Source organism: Bacillus cereus group sp. BfR-BA-01524, from assembly GCF_022662595.1.
Taxonomy (GTDB): domain Bacteria; phylum Bacillota; class Bacilli; order Bacillales; family Bacillaceae_G; genus Bacillus_A; species Bacillus_A thuringiensis_S.
On sequence record NZ_JAKUDW010000008.1, the window covers coordinates 82,761 to 102,141 of the forward strand.

Genomic DNA, 19,381 nt, shown 5'->3' on the forward strand with positions numbered 1-19,381 from the left:
TATCTCTACAAGTTCAATTTTCACACAACTAAATAATACCCTCACCTTACAATTTTTCAATGATAAGATGAGGGTATCTTTAAAATGTTATTTTTTCGGTAACACCTGACAAACACTCATTTTTTCTTCTGACAACAATAATTTTGCCACTTCTTGTAAGTCTTGAACGGTTAGGCCTTCTAATACAGTCAATGCCTCAAATAGACTAGATTCATTAAACGCATATCGTGTAAATTGATTTGCAATATATTCTGGTGAATTCAACGAGCGTAAAAAACCACCAATTTTCTTTTTCTTCACTCGCTCTAATGCCGCCGCATCTAATTGATCATAATCTGTTTTTAATAAAATATCTTTTAAACGATCTGCCAATTCATCAGGTTGTTTCGTATCACCGCCAACCATTGCAAAACCGAAGTTATTTTCTTCTGTATAGTCATACGAGAATGAATCATCAATAAGCCCTTCATTATATAAAGCTTCGTAATGAACAGAACTTTTTCCAAATAAATAATCTAAAAGTAACGTAAGCGCAATTTCTTGTTTTAAAAGCGCTTGCCCTTTTTCTTTTAAATTAGTTGCTTTAATACCAACTAAACATTTCGGTGTTTGCACAGGCATTGAAATAATTTTTTTCTTTTCATTTACCTCATTTGGTTCCTCTTCAAATGAACGCACAATTTCTGGCTGATTTTTATAATCTTTTTTCGCTTGATTTTCACGTACTAAATCCATTGTTTTCTCTGGATCAATTGCACCCACAACAAATAATAACATATTGCTCGGATGATAAAATGTTTCATAACATTCATATAATAAATCTTTCGTAATTTTACTAATAGATTCGATTGTCCCTGCAATATCAATTTTAATTGGGTGTTTTACAAACAAGCTATCAATTAACCCAAAGTACAAACGCCAATCTGGGTTATCTTGATACATTTGAATTTCTTGCCCAATAATTCCCTTCTCTTTTTCAACTGTTTTTTCAGAGAAATAAGGCTCTTGCACGAAGTTTAGCAATGTATTTAAATTTTGTTCTACGTTTGAAGTACATGAAAAAAGGTAAGCTGTTCGTGTGAAGGATGTAAAAGCATTTGCCGATGCTCCTTGTTTACTAAACAATTGGAAAGCATCGTGATCTTCTTTTTCAAATAATTTATGCTCAAGAAAATGCGCAATCCCATCAGGCACACGAATCATTTCTTCTTTCCCTAATGGTACAAATGTATTATCTACTGAACCATATTTCGTCGTAAACGTCGCAAATGTTTTATTAAATCCTTGTTTCGGTAAAACATATACATCTAATCCATTAGGAAGTTTTTCATAATAGAGTGTTTCTTTTAATTGCTCATAAACAATTTTCTCCATTTATTCTCCCTCCGTTCCTTGTAACAAGTAAATTGTATCTAGTTCAATATTTTTAGCAACTTTTACAATTTCTTCTTTTGTCACACTTTCTATACCTGTAAGCCATTCTTCAACTGGACGTGTACGATCTGAAATAATACCATGATATAGCATTTCTACAAATCCACGCGGTGTATCAATCGCCTCTAATATTTGATTTTGGATGACACTTTTTGTTTGATGTATTTCTTCTTCAGAAAACTCTCCGTTTTGCATCGCCAGCATTTGTTCTTTAATAATCTCAACTGCTTTTTCATAATTTTTCGCTTCGATTCCTGACATAACAAATAATAAACCTTTATGACTTTCAAAGCGCGATGCTGCATAGTACGCTAAACTATTTTTTTCACGCACATTTACGAATAACTTCGAATGAGAAAAACCACCAAACAATCCATTGAACAATTGCAATGCAAAATAATCTTCATCTTTATATGTGACAAATGTACGATAACCGATGTGTAATTTACTTTGTTTTAATTCTTGTTTTTCAACAACTTCTTTTTCTTCATTATTTCGTCTATGAAGGAGTACATTTCTTTCTCTCACTGGACGAGCTGAAATAGAAAAATATTTACTTACAAGATCAACGGCGTTTTCTGAAATATCACCAATAATATATAGATCCATTTCATCTTCCGCTAACACCTTTTGATAATATTGATACAGACTTTCATTTGTAATAGACGTAACACTCTCTTTCTTTCCATTTGCACTTAAACGATACGGTTCTACTTTGCACATTTCTTCAATTAAACGCTCGTTTGCATAACGCATTTTATCATCATAAGTAGCTTCAATTCTCTGTAACAGTGCTCTTTTTTCACTTTCTACGATAGAAGATAGGAAACCGTTCCCCTCCGTTGCTGGATGTAACACAATATCAGACAACATAGAAAGCGCTTTTTCAAATAACGGTGGTGCATCATGTAAATAAACTTCATTTGCAATGTCTACATAAATGGAGATAATATGGTCTTCCCCTTTTTTACTTACATCTACCGCTAAAGAAGACCCGTATAATTCTTCTAAATATTGACGAAGACGAATTACAGAAGGTAATTTTTCTGTCGCACTTTGCAATACGTATGGCAATAGAGCACGCTCTGTCACCGTCTCCTCATTTAAAGGCGCTTTAAAACGAAATACAAAGGTATTCGTTTTATATTTATCAGTCGGAATAATATGTACGCGCAAACCACCTAACTCATGTAGTTGTTGTTCCATTAGTTTCATTTATAGCCCTCCTTTACTTATATAGGAATATTCCTCTTCAATATACAGTTTTTAGAAATAAAAAATCAACTTTTCTCCCTTATTATGCTTACATATGATTCTTTCTAAAAACTTTAATATGTAAGGAACATAGTAAAATTCCGTATTAAATATATTCTATGTAAAAAAGCCCACACTAATGTGCGAGCTTTTTTATACTTATAAAATACTTATCGTTTTCCTTTTTCATAAGGAGTTCCTAATGCTTTCGGAGCTTCAGAACGACCTACAAAACCAACAAGCGCTAATATTGTGAATACATATGGTAATATCGTTAATAAAACACTTGGAATTTGATCTAATACAGGAATTGTTCCGCCCGTTACACTAAGAGATTGCGCAAAACCAAAGAATAGAGCTGCACCTAGTGCGCCTAGTGGATTCCACTTTCCAAAAATCATAGCAGCTAAAGCTAAGAAACCTTGTCCTGTAATAGTTGCCCCTGAGAAGTTATTAGAAATTGACATTGCAAAAATCGCTCCACCAATTCCAGCAAACACTCCTGAAATACAGACTCCAATATAGCGCATTTTATATACGTTAATCCCCATCGTATCCGCTGCCATTGGGTGTTCACCAACAGCACGTAGACGAAGACCGAACGGTGTTTTATAAATAACATACCAAACAACGAATGCTAAAATAATGGCAATATACGACGTTATTGGTACGTTCGAGAAAAATATTTTCCCTAAAACTGGAATATCCGAAAGGCCTGGAATATCAATCTTTTCAATACGATACTGAATAAAGTCAGTCTGCCCTTTATCAAAAATCTTCTTAATTGCAAATACTGTTAAACCAAGAGATAAGAAGTTAATTGCTACACCACTTACAACTTGATCCGCTCGGAATGTAATAGAGGCTACCGCATGAAGTAATGCAAATAATCCACTACCAATTGCCGCAAATAATAACGCAATCCATGGAGTCATCGTTCCCCAAGTATCACCCATTAATAAGTTTGTAACTACTCCAATAAATGCACCAAATAGCATTAGTCCTTCTAATCCGATATTTACAACACCCGATCTTTCACTAAACACACCACCTAATGCTGTGAAAATGATAGGTGCCGATGTATATAACGTACCCGTCACAAGAATGGCTAATATATCTAAAAAGCTCATTTATTTCCCCTCCTTGCTCATGCGTGTAAGCGCCCATCTTAACACATAACTACATGCAACAAAGAAGATGATACATGCAATAATTACATTAATAAGCTCTGATGGTACATCTGCCTCAAAGTTCATTTGAGGGGAAGCACTTTTCAAACCACCAAATAATAAAGCTGAAAGGATTATCCCAAACGGATTATTCCCTCCAAGTAATGCTACAGCAATCCCGTCAAATCCTACTCCTGTAAACGAAGACATCGCTGTCATACTTTGGAATGTCCCTAATCCTTCCATTGCTCCACCAATCCCTGCAAATGCACCAGCAATTGTCATGGAGAATACTACATTACGAGAAACTTTCATACCTGCATATTGAGAAGCATGCTGATTAAATCCTACCGATTTTAATTCGTAACCTAAAGTTGTTCGATCTAATAAGAACCACATTAAAATAGCGATTAATATTGCTACAATAATTCCCCAGTGAAGACGCGAACCATCAGTAATAGAAGCAAGCCAGTCTGAAGATAGTGACGCACTTTCTTTAATATCATACGTTTTGTCATTACCCGCATGTAAGAAACGCTTAATGATGTCATACGTTACATACAACGCGATATAGTTCATCATAATGGTTACAATAACTTCATTCACTTGAAACTTCCCTTTTAAATATCCCGGAATGAAGCCCCAAATTCCGCCCACCAATGCTGCGAATAAAATAGATAATGGAATATGAAGGAACGCTGGTAGTGAAACTGCATAACCGAACCAAACCGCTGCAAGCCAACCAACTAACAATTGACCCTCTACCCCGATATTAAATAAACCTGTACGAAATGCAAACGCCACTGATAAACCAGCAAGAATAAGCGGTATCATTGTACGAAGCGTTTCACCAATCGCACTTGCGCTACCGAACATGCCCGTCCAAAGTGCACTATAACCAACAATTGGATCATAGCCACTAACTAGCATTACAATCGCTCCGACAAGTAAGCCGAAAATAACGGATAGTACTGGGACTAAAATATTTATCGTTCGCTCTGTTAAAAGTTTTTTAGCCATTGGTACCCACCTGCTCCTTCTTTGTTCCTCCAGCCATTAACAATCCAAGCTGTTGTTCATTCGTTTCTTTCGCATCAACTATTGCTACAATTCTCCCTTCATAAATAACAGCAATTCGATCGCTAACATTTAAGATTTCATCTAACTCTAGTGATAAAAGTAATACACCTTTTCCTTTATCCCTTTGCTCTATTAATCTCTTATGAATAAATTCAATTGCTCCTACATCTAAACCACGTGTTGGCTGTGCCGCGATTAATAAATCTGGATCACGATCTACTTCACGTGCAATAATTGCTTTTTGTTGATTTCCCCCAGATAGAGCGCGTGCTAACGTTTGCTCACTAGGTGTACGTACATCAAACTGTTCAATCAGAGCCTTTGCTTTTTCTGTAATTTTGCTGAAATTTAAAATCCCTTTCTTTGAAAACGGATTTTTATAGTACGTTTGCAGAACTATATTATCTCTAACAGAAAAATCAAGGACGAGTCCGTGTTTATGACGATCTTCTGGAATATGACCAATTCCCTCTTCTGTTATTCTTCTAACAGGCCAATTTGTTATTTCTTTTCCTCTAATTGCAATAGAACCTGACTCAACTTTTCGTAAACCAGTAATTGCTTCTATTAATTCACTTTGTCCGTTTCCATCAATCCCTGCAATCCCAACAATTTCCCCCGCACGAACAGTTAAGTCAAGGCCTTTTACAGCAGGTAGTTGACGTGCATCGTGAACAACAAGGTTTGCAATTGAAAGTACCTCTTCTTTTGGCTTCGCGTCTATTTTTTCTGTTTTAAAATTCACTTGACGTCCGACCATTAATTCTGCAAGTTTATTTTCATCCGTATTTGCAACGTCAACCGTTCCAATCCCTTTTCCTTTACGAATAATCGTACAACGATCGCAAACTTCCATAATTTCTTTCAACTTATGTGTAATAAGAACAATAGATTTTCCTTCTTGCACAAGCTTTTTCATAATTTGAATTAGCTCATGAATTTCTTGTGGTGTTAACACAGCTGTCGGTTCATCAAATATTAAAATTTCTGCACCGCGGTAAAGAGTTTTCAAAATCTCAACACGCTGTTGCATACCAACTGAAATATCCTGTATTTTCGCATATGGATCTACAGCTAAGCCGTATTGTTCAGACAGTTTTTGAATTTGTTTAGCAGCTTCCTCAACAGCAATTTTCCCTTTTTTCTTCGGTTCATTTCCGAGAATAATATTCTCTGTAACTGTAAAATTATGAACAAGCATAAAGTGCTGATGAACCATTCCAATACCAAGGTCATTTGCCACATTCGGATTGGTAATGTTTACAGACTTTCCTTTAATTTTAATTTCACCTTGTTCTGGTTGGTACAAACCAAATAGTACATTCATCAATGTGGATTTCCCTGCACCATTTTCTCCAAGTAAAGCATGTATCTCACCCTGCTTTACTTGCAGCGTAATATCATCATTCGCTACAATGCCTGGGAATACTTTCGTAATATTATTCATTTCAATTACGTATTCCATTGTGTTCCTCCTTTTAACAGGGAACATTCCCTATTACACTATTAACTTATTAAGCAATTCGGAAGTTTTATACATACAAAGGTTAGTTCTATGAACTAACCTTTGCTATTTCTCTATTTATTTTTTTAGAGAAGCTTCATATTCTTTATACTCTTTATCTGTAGCCGGTACTTTAATTTCACCGTCTGTAATTTTCTTTTCAAATTCTTCTACTTTTGTTAAAATTTCAGGGTTAACTTTTTTCACGTTATCAGTTGTTTTTGAAATACCAATACCGTCATCTTTTAAGCCAAACGCTTCAATTTTTCCACCTTTTAACTTTCCATCTTTTGCTTCTTTAGCTACTTTTTCTACAGCTACATCAACGCGTTTTATCATTGAAGTTAATGTTACATTTTCAGGCATACCTTCTTGATGTTGGTCACGGTCAACACCGATTACCCAAACATTTTCACCTTTTTTCTTACGATTTTTCGCTTCAGTGAACACACCGTTACCTGTACCACCAGCAGCATGATAAATTACATCTACACCTTGACCGTACATTGCTGAAGCAAGAACTGTGCCTTTTTCAGGCTTATCGAATGCTTCTGCATATTCAGATACGATTTCAATGTTTGGATTTACTGCCTTTGCACCAGCTTTAAATCCATTTTCAAATTTACTAATTAAATCACTCTTCATTCCACCAACAAATCCTACTTTATTCGATTTTGTTGACATAGCCGCTACCGCACCTACAAGGAATGATCCTTCATGATCTTTAAATGTAATGCTCGTTACGTTCGGTGCATCTACAACAGTATCTACGATTGCAAATTGTTGTTTTGAAGATTCTTTTGCAACTTCTTTAATTGCACCTTCTAATTTATAACCAATTCCGAAAGTTAAATCATATTTATCTTTTGAGAATTTTTTTAAATTCGGAATATAATCAGCTTCTTTTTCAGACTGAAGGTAACGATAATTTGTCTTTTCTTTTAAACCATTATCTTTACCAAACTTTTGTAACCCTTCCCAAGAAGATTGGTTAAATGATTTATCATCAACGCCCCCAACATCTGTTACGAGACCAACCTTGAAGTCTTTATTGTCTTTCGTGTCTTTCTTGTCACTGCTCGCCTTATCCGAGTTACCACATGCACCTAAAACTGTACTTGCTGCTAATGTTAATGATAATAAAAGGCCTGCTTTTTTCTTCATACTAGAAACCCCTCCAAAAATGATATATATTTATTTATTCTTACGCTGCTGTCCCTTACTTCTTGCTGTCACCTCCCTAAAAAGAAATTTACCTACATACGCTTTCTTAATACGTGGAAGCTAAACTTATCAGCTCTAAAGTAATTGATAGAATATAAGATTGGCTCATCATTTTGATCATAGTGCATTTGTTTTAATACAAGCAGTGCTGTTTCAGGCTCACATTCTAAAATCGGTGAGATTTTCGGATGATAGCCAATTGGCTCAATGTGAGCAACCGCATATGTTATGCGTTTATGCGTGTTATTATGTATCACCGTTAATAATGATTCCTCATTGTAACCCGATAAATCTGGCAATATTTCTTTTGCAAGTTTATCGATACAATACACAACAGGTTCCCCATCTGCTGTACGCACGCGTTCAATCATCACTGCATTAAAACCATCTTCACTATTAAACTTCTCTTTTTCCTCTTCTGTTAAAGTTGTAGTAGATGATGATAAAAAGATTGTTCCTGGTGTTTTCCCCACACTAGAAATCATATCTGTAATACTAGAAAGTTGTTCTATTCCAGAAGAAAATAATGGCTTTGCATTTACAAATGTCCCTACACCATGTCTACGAATGACAACATTTTCTTCTTCTAAAATACGCAACGCTTCCCTTAAAGTCGCTCTACTTACGCCAAGTTCTTTCGCTAAATCAAACTCTGATGGTAACTTTTGTCGTTCTTTATAAGCTCCATCTTTAATTTTTTCTTTGATGTGATCAATCACCCGTAAATATAGGTGACGACTATCGGATTTTACTGACATAAGACTCCCCCGCATTTCAATTATTCGACCTCTGATGTAAGACTTCTTTTCTCTTTTTTCAACTTACAACATAGTACAAATGACTAACCACTAAAAATAAGCGCAATTGTCGAATAAATAATAATAATTTTTTAAGATGAAATTTTCACTCTTTACTGTATAAAAAAAACTTTGCACCATAAACATTCCTCATTTCGAGAAAAAGTTCGGCACAAAGATCCTTTACATCCTTTGTTACACACTTTTCCCCTCATAGTCTAGCAATTCATGGTTGCCAGGTAGAAACTTATGGACCTTATCTCCAAGATTATATGAGGCAGTGATTCTTTTCGAAGTAATCTTACCATTTGCTCTCATACGTGTCAACAAAATCTAACATTTTTCTACATTAAATATCGAACATTTACAAAAAACACAATCAAAGTATTCGTATTCTAAAGAGTACCTCTAAATGTAAGCCCTTTCTTTACTGCTGAGTATAGTATATAACAAAAACACTATATAAAAAAGCCTAATTGTAAAAACAATTAGGCTTTTTTTAAGAACTTTTTTCTTGTACATCATTAATGAGCACTTCTCTTGGTTTACTACCTTCATATGGACCTACTACACCATTCATTTCCATTGCATCAATTAGACGAGCAGCTCGCGTATAACCTACTCTAAACCTACGTTGCAGCATAGAAACAGATGCTGTTTGCATTTCCACTACAAGTTGAACTGCTTCATCGTATAATTCATCTTCTACTTCCTGCTTTGTATCAGGAACATCTTGCGGAATCATATCTTCTTGATATTGCGCTTTTTGCTGTCCAATAACATATTCTACAACTCTCTCAACTTCATCATCTGATAAAAATGCACCTTGTACACGTACAGGTTTCGATGCACCAATTGGTATAAACAGCATATCTCCACGACCTAACAGCTTCTCTGCACCACCACCGTCAAGAATTGTGCGAGAATCCGTTTGAGAAGATACAGCGAATGCAATACGTGATGGAATATTCGCTTTAATAACACCTGTAATAACATCAACCGATGGACGCTGCGTCGCAATAATTAAATGAATACCAGCAGCACGAGCCATTTGCGCGAGACGCATAATCGCATCCTCTACATCAGACGAAGCAACCATCATTAAATCCGCTAACTCATCCACAATGACTACAATATACGGTAATTCGGGTTGTTTCGCTTCTGATTGACTATTATGTTCTTTAATATGGTCATTATAACCTTCAATGTTACGCGTACCACTATGAGCAAATAATTCATAACGACGTTCCATCTCACTCACAACTTTTTTCAATGCTTGCGATGCTTTTTTCGGATCAGTTACAACTGGCGTTAACAAATGAGGTACACCGTTATATACATTTAACTCTACCATTTTCGGGTCAATCATCATTAATTTCACTTCATGTGGTTTTGCACGCATTAAAATACTAACAATAATACCGTTAATACATACACTTTTCCCGCTACCTGTCGCACCAGCTACGAGTAAATGGGGCATTTTATTTAAACGAGCTAATACAGCTTCACCTGTAATATCCCGTCCAAGACCAATTAACAACTTCTCTTCCGGATGATTATTAGCCTTAGAATCAAGAACTTCCCTCAGCGTTACCATCGAAACTTCTGAGTTCGGAACTTCGATCCCTACAGCTGATTTCCCGGGAATTGGCGCTTCAATACGAATGTCCTTTGCAGCTAAAGCAAGCGCTAAATCATCACTTAAACTGACAATTTTGCTTACCTTTACCCCCATATCAGGATACACTTCATATTTTGTAACTGCAGGACCTCTATGTACTTTTGTTACTTTCGCTTTCACACCGAAACTTTGGAATGTACGTTCTAATTTTCGAGCATTCTCATAAATTTCAGCATTTTCATTTGTAACTTGCTTATTCTTTGGAAATTTCAATATATCAAGTGAAGGAAGCTTGTAATCTTTATTTTCTACATTTGAAAATTGCATAGGAGGTGCTTGTGCTTCACTCTCTAACGATTCAACGATTTTTTCCCCACGCTTTTTCTTTGGTTCTTCAATTGGTGGAGTCTCTTCAATAGACGGCGAAGTTATCAAATCTTCTTGCTCTACTTCGATTCGTTTATCCTCTTCTTCATTTACAGGATAATTCTCAGTGAAATTTGAAATAATTGGCGGATCAATTTGAATTTCTTCCATCGGCTCAATAACTTCTTCTTGTTCTGCAACACGTTTGCTTCTTGTACTTCTTGTTGTTTTTTTCTTTTCTGTTTGTTCAGCCGTTCTTTTGGATCTCCAATCTTTATAATCCCCTTGCATCGCTTGAAATTGACTTCTAAGAATTCTACCAACTGGAGCTAACACTTCTCCAATATGTTTATTTGTTATACAGAGTACCCCAAGAATAACTAAAATAATTCCAATGATATAGGCTCCTACTTCGTCGAATAAGAAGTAACATGTCGCGAACATAAGCGCACCAAACATACCACCGCCTAAATGAACGCTATCTGGCCCCTTTTTCATTTCAAGAAAGAAGTTATCTTTCGTACTCACAATCACAGAAGTATTTTGCACTGCTCCATCTTTTGTAAGAAGGTTAAATAATGTAATATGACTAAACATTAATATCGCCAATACAATTAAATAAAATCCAATTAACCGTTTATTTAAAAGGTTCGGCCATCCGCGTTTTATAACAAAGGAAATCGATAGAGCTATTACACCTAACACACCAATTATGTACCACTCACCAAAGAAGAAGCGAAAAAATAACACAAACGATTTCCCTACAACGCCTAGCTGCAAAATCGTAATGATTGAAAGTGCAAAAAGAGTTAAACCGACGATTTCATAATACAAAGTTGGCTTTATCGTACGTCTTGCCTTTGCCTTCGTCCCTCTTTGCTTTTGTTTTGCCATTTCTTCACCTCGTGTTCTACATATAAGTAAAGCTCCCTTAAAAACGCTCTACTTATATGTCTGTTTTCTCTATTTTTCAGGTCTTTATATCTTCTATTTTTACACTTCTTGTAAAATGCTAAATAAACAGAAGAAAGCAGCCTACTCATGGCTGCTCAACCGTCTTGTTTTTTATATTATACCATAGCTCCTAAACAAAATCCTTCTTTTTGCTAAAAGGTTATTTTCTGACCAGGCTCAAATTCTAAGTAGTGAAGTGGGTTCGTACTGAGCACACGTACAATAGAATAATACCCATGTTCCTCTTCAGAAACCATTAATTCTACACCATTTATATTTACAACTTTTTGACTTTCACATAGTGAATAATCGGCCGGATACACAAGTTGCTCTGGCATAATTGTATATAAAATCATTGTAGCATTGTCCCTTCTGCACTATCTTCCGCGCGAACATCTATTAATTCGTTTAATTTTCGAATCGCATTTCCAATACCACCAACATCATCTATAAGACCGTACTTTACTGCATCCCCACCAATTACATTCGTCCCAATATCTCGCGTTAAATTCCCTTTCGCAAACATAAGCTCTTTAAAACGATCTTCTGTTACTTTCGAGTGCTTCGTCACAAAACGAATGACTCTTTCCTGCATTTTATCCAAATACTCAAATGTTTGTGGCACACCTATGACAAGACCTGTTAAACGAATGGGATGAATTGTCATCGTTGCAGTTTCCGCAATAAACGAATAGTCAGTAGAAACGGCAATCGGTACACCTATGGAATGTCCCCCACCTAAAACTAAAGATACTGTTGGTTTTGAAAGTGAAGCTACCATTTCAGAAATTGCTAGCCCAGCTTCAACGTCACCTCCAACTGTATTTAATATTAAAAGCAAACCTTCAATTTTCGGATTTTGTTCAATCGCAACAATTTGCGGAATGATATGCTCATATTTTGTTGTTTTATTTTGCGGTGGTAATTGAACATGACCTTCCACTTGTCCAATAATCGTTAAACAATGAATACGTGATTCATTCATCTGTGGTACATTTGTCTGTCCAAGCTGTTGAATTTTTTCTACTATTGAAGCCTCTTTTCCAGCTTCTTTTGGCTCAGCTTCTTTTTCTTCATTTGTATATCGTTCACGTTCTGTCATTTCGCATCCCCTTTCACTCGTATATAACTATTATTTCTTAAGTTATAAATTTCATTCGATAGGGTTAAAAAGAAAAAAAAATCACCCATAAGGGTGATCTTTTTTATACTTCCATAATAATCGGTAAAATCATAGGTTTTCTCTTTGTCTCTTCGTACAAGAACTGTCCTAATAATTCACGAATATTTTGTTTTAACATTGACCATTCAATTGAATATTCTTTAATTGACTGCTCAACAATCATACGTACAATCTCTGTAGATCGTTCAATTAACGCTTCTGATTCACGAACATATACGAAACCACGTGAAATGATTTCTGGACCAGAGATAATTTTCTTTTCATCTTTACCAAGCGTTACAACAACTACTAATATCCCATCTTGAGATAGCATCTTTCTATCTCGAAGAACGATATTACCAACGTCACCTACACCTAGTCCATCAATTAAAACATTACCAGCTTGTACTTTACCAACTAAATTCGCTTCATCGTCACCAAAAGCAATTACATCGCCTTTTTCTACGATAAAGATATTTTCTCTTATAATACCTACATCTTCAGCTAAATATGCATGTGCTTTTTGCATACGGAACTCACCATGTACGGGTACAAAGTACTTCGGTTTCATTAAATTCAACATTAATTTTAATTCTTCTTGGCTACCGTGACCTGAAACGTGAACTTTTCTTTCGCCGTAATAAACAACTTCAGCTCCAGCTCTAAATAACAAATCAATAATTTTTGATACAGATATTTCATTACCCGGAATTGGCGAAGCAGCAATGATAACAGTATCACCTTTACGAATTGAAATTTGTTTATGTGCTTGTTTTGCCATTCTAGATAGAGCAGCCATCGGTTCACCTTGACTACCTGTTGTTAAAATAGCTACCTTTTTCTCTGGGAAGTTGTCTACTTCTTGTAATGAAATAACCATACCTTCTGGAACATCTAAATAACCAAGACGTCTTGCAATGTCTACTACTTTCACCATACTACGTCCTACTACTGCTACTTTTCGCCCTGTTTCGGCTGCTGCATCAAATACTTGTTGAATACGATGTACATTCGATGCAAATGAAGCAACGATAATACGACCTTCTGCGCCGTAGAACACTTTAGAAATTTCTACACCAACTTCTTTTTCTGAACCTGTATACCCTGGACGCTCTGCATTTGTACTATCAGATAATAGGCAAAGTACACCTTCATTTCCGATTTGCGCCATTTTCCCAAGATCTGCTCCACTATTTCCAATTGGAGTTTGATCGAATTTAAAGTCTCCCGTATATACGACTGCACCTTTTGATGTATGGAAACAAACGCCAACAGAATCCGGAATACTATGTGTCGTTCCGAAGAATGACACTGTTGTAGTGTTAAACTCTACCGTTGAGTTTGAATCGATTGTTTTTAGGTCTACACGGCCTAACATGCCCGCCTCACCAAGTTTTTCTTGTATAAGCCCTACTGTTAATTTCGTTGCATAGACTGGAATAGATAATTTACGAAGTACATACACAATTCCACCAATATGATCTTCATGACCGTGAGTAATAAATAAACCCTTTACTCGCTCTTGATTTTCCACTAAATATGTAATATCAGGAATAACGATATCAATTCCAAACATTTCATCTCCCGGGAACATTAACCCCGCATCTACGATAAAGATTTCAGAATCAATTTCAACACAGTACATGTTTTTCCCGATTTCACCTACTCCACCAAGAGCAAATACTTTAACAGACTCATTCTCTTTTCTCTTCATGTTGTTGCCTGGTTTAAAAATCTTGCAAACACTGATTTCACTAAAATTGCAGAGACACCAGGGGAAACTCTACAACCACCATATTTTCACCGTCCAAGACGAATGTCCTTACCGTTATGCGATATCATGTCCTTGTTTATTTTTAAACCAGGTTTCACCTCTCTTTCATTATATAAATCAAATATCTTATTCGATATGATATGAAAATTTAATTAAATTATAATTTTTCCCAATTTTGCTAAGCATACCCGTACTAAGCTACTTAGCCATATTATACCTGATACAAGAAATAGAACACAAGTTAAATCGTGCGAAAGAAAAAGTAAAAGAAAGGAACAGCACTAAAAGTATATGGCTTATTTCCGCTGCTTTTATACTCCATGTTATTTGGAAAAAACTACCCTAAATACTTTAAATTACTTTCATTTGATGGATTTCCTAGATTTTTTTCTTGAATTGCACAAAAACACTTATAAAATGAAGCTTTTTTATAGATTACGTCATATTTGAGGCAATTCCTATAAAAACATAACCGAAAGTATTTTCTGTACTAGCAACTACTTTTCAACAAAATTAAAGATGTAAGATCCTTTTCTTATAAACATTGCATTACATGACAAAAAGCTATGAATTACAAAATCCCGCTAAAAATTTAATAAGGTTAAATTTTTAGCGGGATTTGACAGTCACTATCGAGAACAAGAGGTTGAAACAAAATTAACGAAAGGACCATATCATACTTTAGCCAGTAGAGAACGCGTAGCGTAATATACTCGTTTTCAACATAAAATGTTTTCTATATAGGGTCATATACAGACGAGAAAGGCGAGCCTAAAATCATTTTACAAAAGATTTACATTAAAACAGATTCAAACATTTTCATATCAATAAAAAAATGACCTAGTTCCACACTAGGTCATTTTTATTAACGAGGAATAGATTGCATTACAGATTGTAACGTTACTCTTTCTTCTTCTGTTAATGGAAGAAGTGGTAAACGTACAGAACCTACATCTAATCCAACCATTTGTAACGCTGTTTTTACTGGAGTTGGACTTGGCGCCATAAATAACGAATCAGTTACTCTTACAAGTAATTGATGTAATTTTTGTGCCTTCTTAAACTCTCCTGCTTGAAATGCTGTAATCATTTCTTGCATTTCGTTCCCGATGACATGAGATGCTACCGAAACGATACCTTTCGCTCCAACTGCCATAGCCGGTAACGTTAAACCGTCATCACCGCTGTATACCGCAAAGTCGTCCGCTGTTTTTTCAATGATTTCTGTCATTGTTAACACATCGCCGCCGGCATCTTTAATAGCAACAATGTTTTCTATTTCTGATAAACGAACAACTGTATCAACGGAGATTTGTACAATAGATCGTCCTGGAACGTTATATAGCATAACCGGAAGCGGCGTGCTTTCAGCAATTGCCTTAAAATGCTGATACATTCCTTCTTGACTCGGCTTGTTATAATACGGTGCTACTAGCATTACTGCATCCACACCAACTTCTGTTGCCTTTTTAGTCAAGTCAATAGAAGCATGCGTATTATTGCTACCTGTTCCAGCGATTACGGGCACTCTTTTATCGACAACAGATACGACATGGCGATATAACGCTACTTTCTCTTCTGAAGTTAATGTAGGAGATTCGCCTGTCGTTCCTCCTACCACGATTGCTGTTGTACCGTTATCAATTAAATAATTTACCAATTTCGTTGTCTTCGCAAAATCGATATTACCGTTTATATCAAACGGTGTTACCATCGCAGTTGCAATTGTCCCAAAATCTATCATGGTCTCACTCCTTATTGTTCCAGTTGCTTTTCTTTTGAAAGCTCAAACGCACTATGTAATGCATTTACAGCCTCCACTAAATCAGTTTCTTTTACAAGAACCCAAATTGTTGTATGACTATCTGCCGATTGCAGGATTTGAATACCTTTTTCTGCTAAAGCTGTAACGATTTTCGCAGTAACCCCTGGGTATCCTGCCATTCCAGCTCCAACGATAGATACTTTCGCACAATGCTCTGTCACAATTGGCTCATATCCAAGGTTCTTTAATAATTTAACTGCATGACTTGATACATTATCACTCACCGTATATGCTACGCCAGTAGGTGAAATGTTAATTAAATCGACACTGATTCCTTCGTTCGCCATTTCTTTAAACACATGTTGCTGCAAATCATATGCCGTTTCTTTTGCAAGCACTTTAATTTGCGTTACGTTTGATACGTGGGCAATACCTGTAACAGGACGTTCTTCTACATCACGACCTCTTGTAGCACCGTCATATGCTGAAATAAGCGTACCTTCACTCTCAGAATACGTAGAACGTACACGAAGCGGTACTTTTGCATGCATCGCAATTTCAACTGCACGTGGATGAACGACTTTCGCACCTTGATAAGCCATGTTACAAATTTCGTTATACGTTACAGTTTGAAGATGACGTGCATCTTTTACAATACGAGGATCCGCAGTCATAACACCTTCTACATCAGTGAATATATCGATGTATTCAGCATGAAGCGCAACACCTAATGCTGAAGCTGAAGTATCGCTACCTCCGCGTCCAAGTGTTGTCGTATCACCTTTTTTCGTTTGCCCTTGGAATCCTGTAACGACGATTACATCTACATTTTCTAACTCTTCATGTATACGATCGCAATTCATTTCAATAATCTTTGCATTCGTAAAGTCATCATTCGTTACAAAACCAGCTTGTGCACCATTTAATGCTGCTGCTTTTATACCGTTCTCATTCAACATATTAGAGAAAACAATTGCAGAGATTAACTCTCCGCACGATAATAATAAATCTTGCTCACGTTTAGAAATAGTAGATTCCTCTTGATTTACAAGACTTAATAACGTATCCGTTGCATATGGTTCACCTTTACGACCCATAGCAGATACGACAGTAACTACTTTATAACCAGCAGCTAATGATTTTTTTATATGATGAAGCGCATGCTTACGTCCATTGTCATCACGTACTGATGTGCCACCAAATTTTTGAACAATTATTTTCATATTTTGCACCTTCTCTTAGCCGTTTACACTAATTGTAATTTTACTAAGCGCTCTGCAATTTGAACAGAATTCCATGCAGCGCCTTTTAATAAGTTATCAGATACGACCCAAAGATGGAATCCTTTATCGTTATTTAAATCTTTACGGATTCTTCCAACGAATACTTCGTTTTTACCTACTGCAGTAGCTGGCATTGGATATAACTGCTCTTCTGGATTATCTTGCAGAACAATACCTTCCGCATTTGCAAGTAAGCTCTTTAATTCTGCTACTGTTACGCCTTCTTTTTCTACTTCGATGTAAACAGACTCAGAGTGTCCTGATACAACTGGTAAACGTACACATGTTGCCGCTACTTCTAATTCAGGCATATGCATAATTTTTTTCGTTTCATTAATCATTTTCATTTCTTCAAACGTAAATCCATTATCTTGGAACTTATCAATCTGTGGAATCGCATTAAAAGCAATTTGGAAATGCTTCTTATCGCCTGATACAGGAAGAACATTTGCCTTAACTTCTTCGCCATTTAAGATTGCTTGTGATTGTTCATGAAGTTCTTCAATAGCTGCCGCACCAGCACCTGATACAGCTTGATATGTGGAAACGATTACTCGTTTTAAACCATATTGCTGACGAACTGGCTCAAGAGCTACTACCATTTGAATTGTAGAACAGTTTGGATTTGCAATAATACCATTATGTTCTTTTAAGTCGTTTTCATTTACTTCAGGTACAACAAGTGGCACGTTTTCTGTCATACGGAATGCACTTGTATTATCAACAACAATCGCACCGCGTTTTGCTGCTTCTGGCGCTAATTGTTTCGATACAGATCCACCAGCACTAAATAGTGCGATATCTACTCCTTCAAAGCTTTCAGGAGTTGCCTCTTGAACTGTAAATTCTTCGCCTTTAAATACAAGTTTCTTACCTGCAGATCGTTTAGATGAAAGTAACGTTAATTTCCCGATTGGAAATTCTCTTTTCTCTAAAGTATTTAACATTTGTTCACCAACTGCGCCGGTTGCTCCAACTACAGCGACATGAAAAGTTTTTTGCTTTTCCATCACTATGCCCCTTTCTAGATACCAATCCTTCTATAACTTAGAATCAGAAGGAGTATACAATACCCCTTCTAATCTTAATAACGTTAATTTTATCATATTCTACAGTAAGAATGATGGTTTCATCAAAAATTGTCCGTTTTTTTTCGTTTTTTAATTCATATATCTGAATTTTTCTACGACCACCGGTTGCAATTGCTTTCCTTGCAGCGCTTCTAATACTGTATCTTCCAGTAACTCCATACGAGCTACCATTGAGTTCGGTTTTTTCTCTGGCGCATCTTGACCAAATGGGACGAAGTAGATGTTTTTTGTGGCCATTAGGCGCATGAGGTTGTTACCAACAGGGTGATAACAAAGCTAATGAATTTTTCATTTTTCTTCTATTATATATTTTTCCTCAAGTTTAGAAAAATTGCAACGGGACTTCTTGAAAGAAATGAACTATGTCCCCGTAGGAGTTATATCCACAGCTGTAATTTTACAAGTTGAAATAGCGAATCTAAAGAGTGTAGGTGGAGGTGGATTTATAGGTATTGGCAAAGTACCTATAACTATACCAAGAGCTGTTTGTTCCACATTAAAACCTGTTGCCATAGAGCCATTACTTACTAAAAGATTCACTGTAGAACCAATCAGTGTATCTAGTAATTCTCTAATTGGTCGTTCACGACAATCGCATTCGCACCCTAAATCGGCAGGTGGAAGTAATGTTAGAGGTGGGACTGTTAGTGAAAACCCTACCCCTATTACATCAGAAATATTGACCACGAAGGTTGCGTTGCTAACTGGATCTGTAACTGTAACTAAAAAATCATTCACAGAAGTAATATTGAATAAAAAGAAAAGAGGGGCTACGTTTGGTGCGTCTGCAATAGTGGCAAGAATCACAGTCTGCCCGACAAGTTGTTGCAAAACCTCCTGCATAGGGAAAACACAACAATCACAAAGACAACCTTCAGTTGCTCCCGTTGGACCTGTTGGACC

The 19,381-nt window shown here is 36.1% G+C and carries 14 protein-coding genes, 2 pseudogenes and 1 riboswitch; all 16 genes and pseudogenes read right to left on the reverse strand.

What is annotated here, in order from left to right:
- Positions 1-87 precede the first annotated feature (87 nt).
- Positions 88-1,374 (reverse strand): EF-P 5-aminopentanol modification-associated protein YfmH, encoded by a 1,287-nt coding sequence (yfmH, locus tag MR170_RS04490; protein WP_043936384.1) that lies wholly within the window; start codon positions 1,372-1,374, stop codon positions 88-90.
- Positions 1,375-2,649 carry an EF-P 5-aminopentanol modification-associated protein YfmF gene (gene yfmF / locus MR170_RS04495; protein WP_242307371.1) on the reverse strand — a complete coding sequence of 425 codons (1,275 nt, stop codon included), beginning with the start codon at positions 2,647-2,649 and terminating at the stop codon, positions 1,375-1,377. It lies immediately after the preceding gene.
- 209 nt (positions 2,650-2,858) lie between these two features.
- Positions 2,859-3,818 (reverse strand): ABC transporter permease, encoded by a 960-nt coding sequence (locus MR170_RS04500; protein WP_000008857.1) that lies wholly within the window; start codon positions 3,816-3,818, stop codon positions 2,859-2,861.
- A complete protein-coding gene (locus MR170_RS04505) occupies positions 3,819-4,877 on the reverse strand; it encodes an ABC transporter permease (protein WP_001085254.1) in 1,059 nt (352 codons plus the stop codon). It abuts the gene before it with no gap.
- On the reverse strand, positions 4,870-6,402 hold the full coding sequence (locus MR170_RS04510) for an ABC transporter ATP-binding protein (protein ID WP_242307372.1): 1,533 nt from the start codon (positions 6,400-6,402) through the stop codon (positions 4,870-4,872). Before MR170_RS04510 ends, MR170_RS04505 begins: the two co-directional genes overlap by 8 nt.
- 117 nt (positions 6,403-6,519) lie before the next feature.
- Positions 6,520-7,605, reverse strand: a complete 1,086-nt coding sequence (locus tag MR170_RS04515) for a BMP family lipoprotein (protein WP_000725769.1) — start codon at positions 7,603-7,605, stop codon at positions 6,520-6,522.
- Positions 7,606-7,697: 92 nt separating this feature from the next.
- Positions 7,698-8,423: a GntR family transcriptional regulator gene (locus MR170_RS04520; RefSeq protein WP_000114182.1), complete on the reverse strand. Its 726-nt coding sequence runs from the start codon at positions 8,421-8,423 to the stop codon at positions 7,698-7,700.
- Positions 8,424-8,656: 233 nt separating this feature from the next.
- Positions 8,657-8,758: riboswitch (purine riboswitch) on the reverse strand.
- A 203-nt stretch (positions 8,759-8,961) separates the two neighbouring features.
- Positions 8,962-11,343, reverse strand: coding sequence for a DNA translocase FtsK (locus MR170_RS04525; RefSeq protein ID WP_242307373.1), 2,382 nt, complete (start codon positions 11,341-11,343; stop codon positions 8,962-8,964).
- 212 nt (positions 11,344-11,555) lie between these two features.
- Positions 11,556-11,759, reverse strand: a complete 204-nt coding sequence (locus MR170_RS04530) for a YlzJ-like family protein (protein ID WP_016080546.1) — start codon at positions 11,757-11,759, stop codon at positions 11,556-11,558.
- Positions 11,756-12,505, reverse strand: a complete 750-nt coding sequence (tepA, locus tag MR170_RS04535) for a translocation-enhancing protein TepA (RefSeq protein WP_016080545.1) — start codon at positions 12,503-12,505, stop codon at positions 11,756-11,758. The genes MR170_RS04530 and tepA overlap by 4 nt, the downstream gene beginning before the upstream one ends.
- 103 nt (positions 12,506-12,608) lie before the next feature.
- Complete coding sequence (locus MR170_RS04540; protein ID WP_242307374.1) at positions 12,609-14,279, reverse strand: ribonuclease J; 1,671 nt, start codon at positions 14,277-14,279, stop codon at positions 12,609-12,611.
- Between the two features lie 925 nt (positions 14,280-15,204).
- A complete protein-coding gene (gene dapA, locus MR170_RS04545) occupies positions 15,205-16,083 on the reverse strand; it encodes a 4-hydroxy-tetrahydrodipicolinate synthase (protein WP_000564763.1) in 879 nt (292 codons plus the stop codon).
- An 11-nt stretch (positions 16,084-16,094) separates the two neighbouring features.
- A complete protein-coding gene (dapG, locus tag MR170_RS04550; RefSeq protein WP_000692456.1) occupies positions 16,095-17,327 on the reverse strand; it encodes an aspartate kinase in 1,233 nt (410 codons plus the stop codon).
- 23 nt (positions 17,328-17,350) lie between these two features.
- Entirely contained in the window at positions 17,351-18,397 is a 1,047-nt protein-coding gene (gene asd / locus MR170_RS04555) for an aspartate-semialdehyde dehydrogenase (protein ID WP_016080543.1), read from the reverse strand.
- A gap of 150 nt (positions 18,398-18,547) precedes the next feature.
- Positions 18,548-18,736 (reverse strand): annotated as a pseudogene (gene spoVFB, locus MR170_RS04560) (dipicolinate synthase subunit B); the annotation flags it as partial.
- Between the two features lie 102 nt (positions 18,737-18,838).
- A pseudogene (locus tag MR170_RS04565) lies at positions 18,839-19,381 on the reverse strand (bclA protein); the annotation flags it as partial.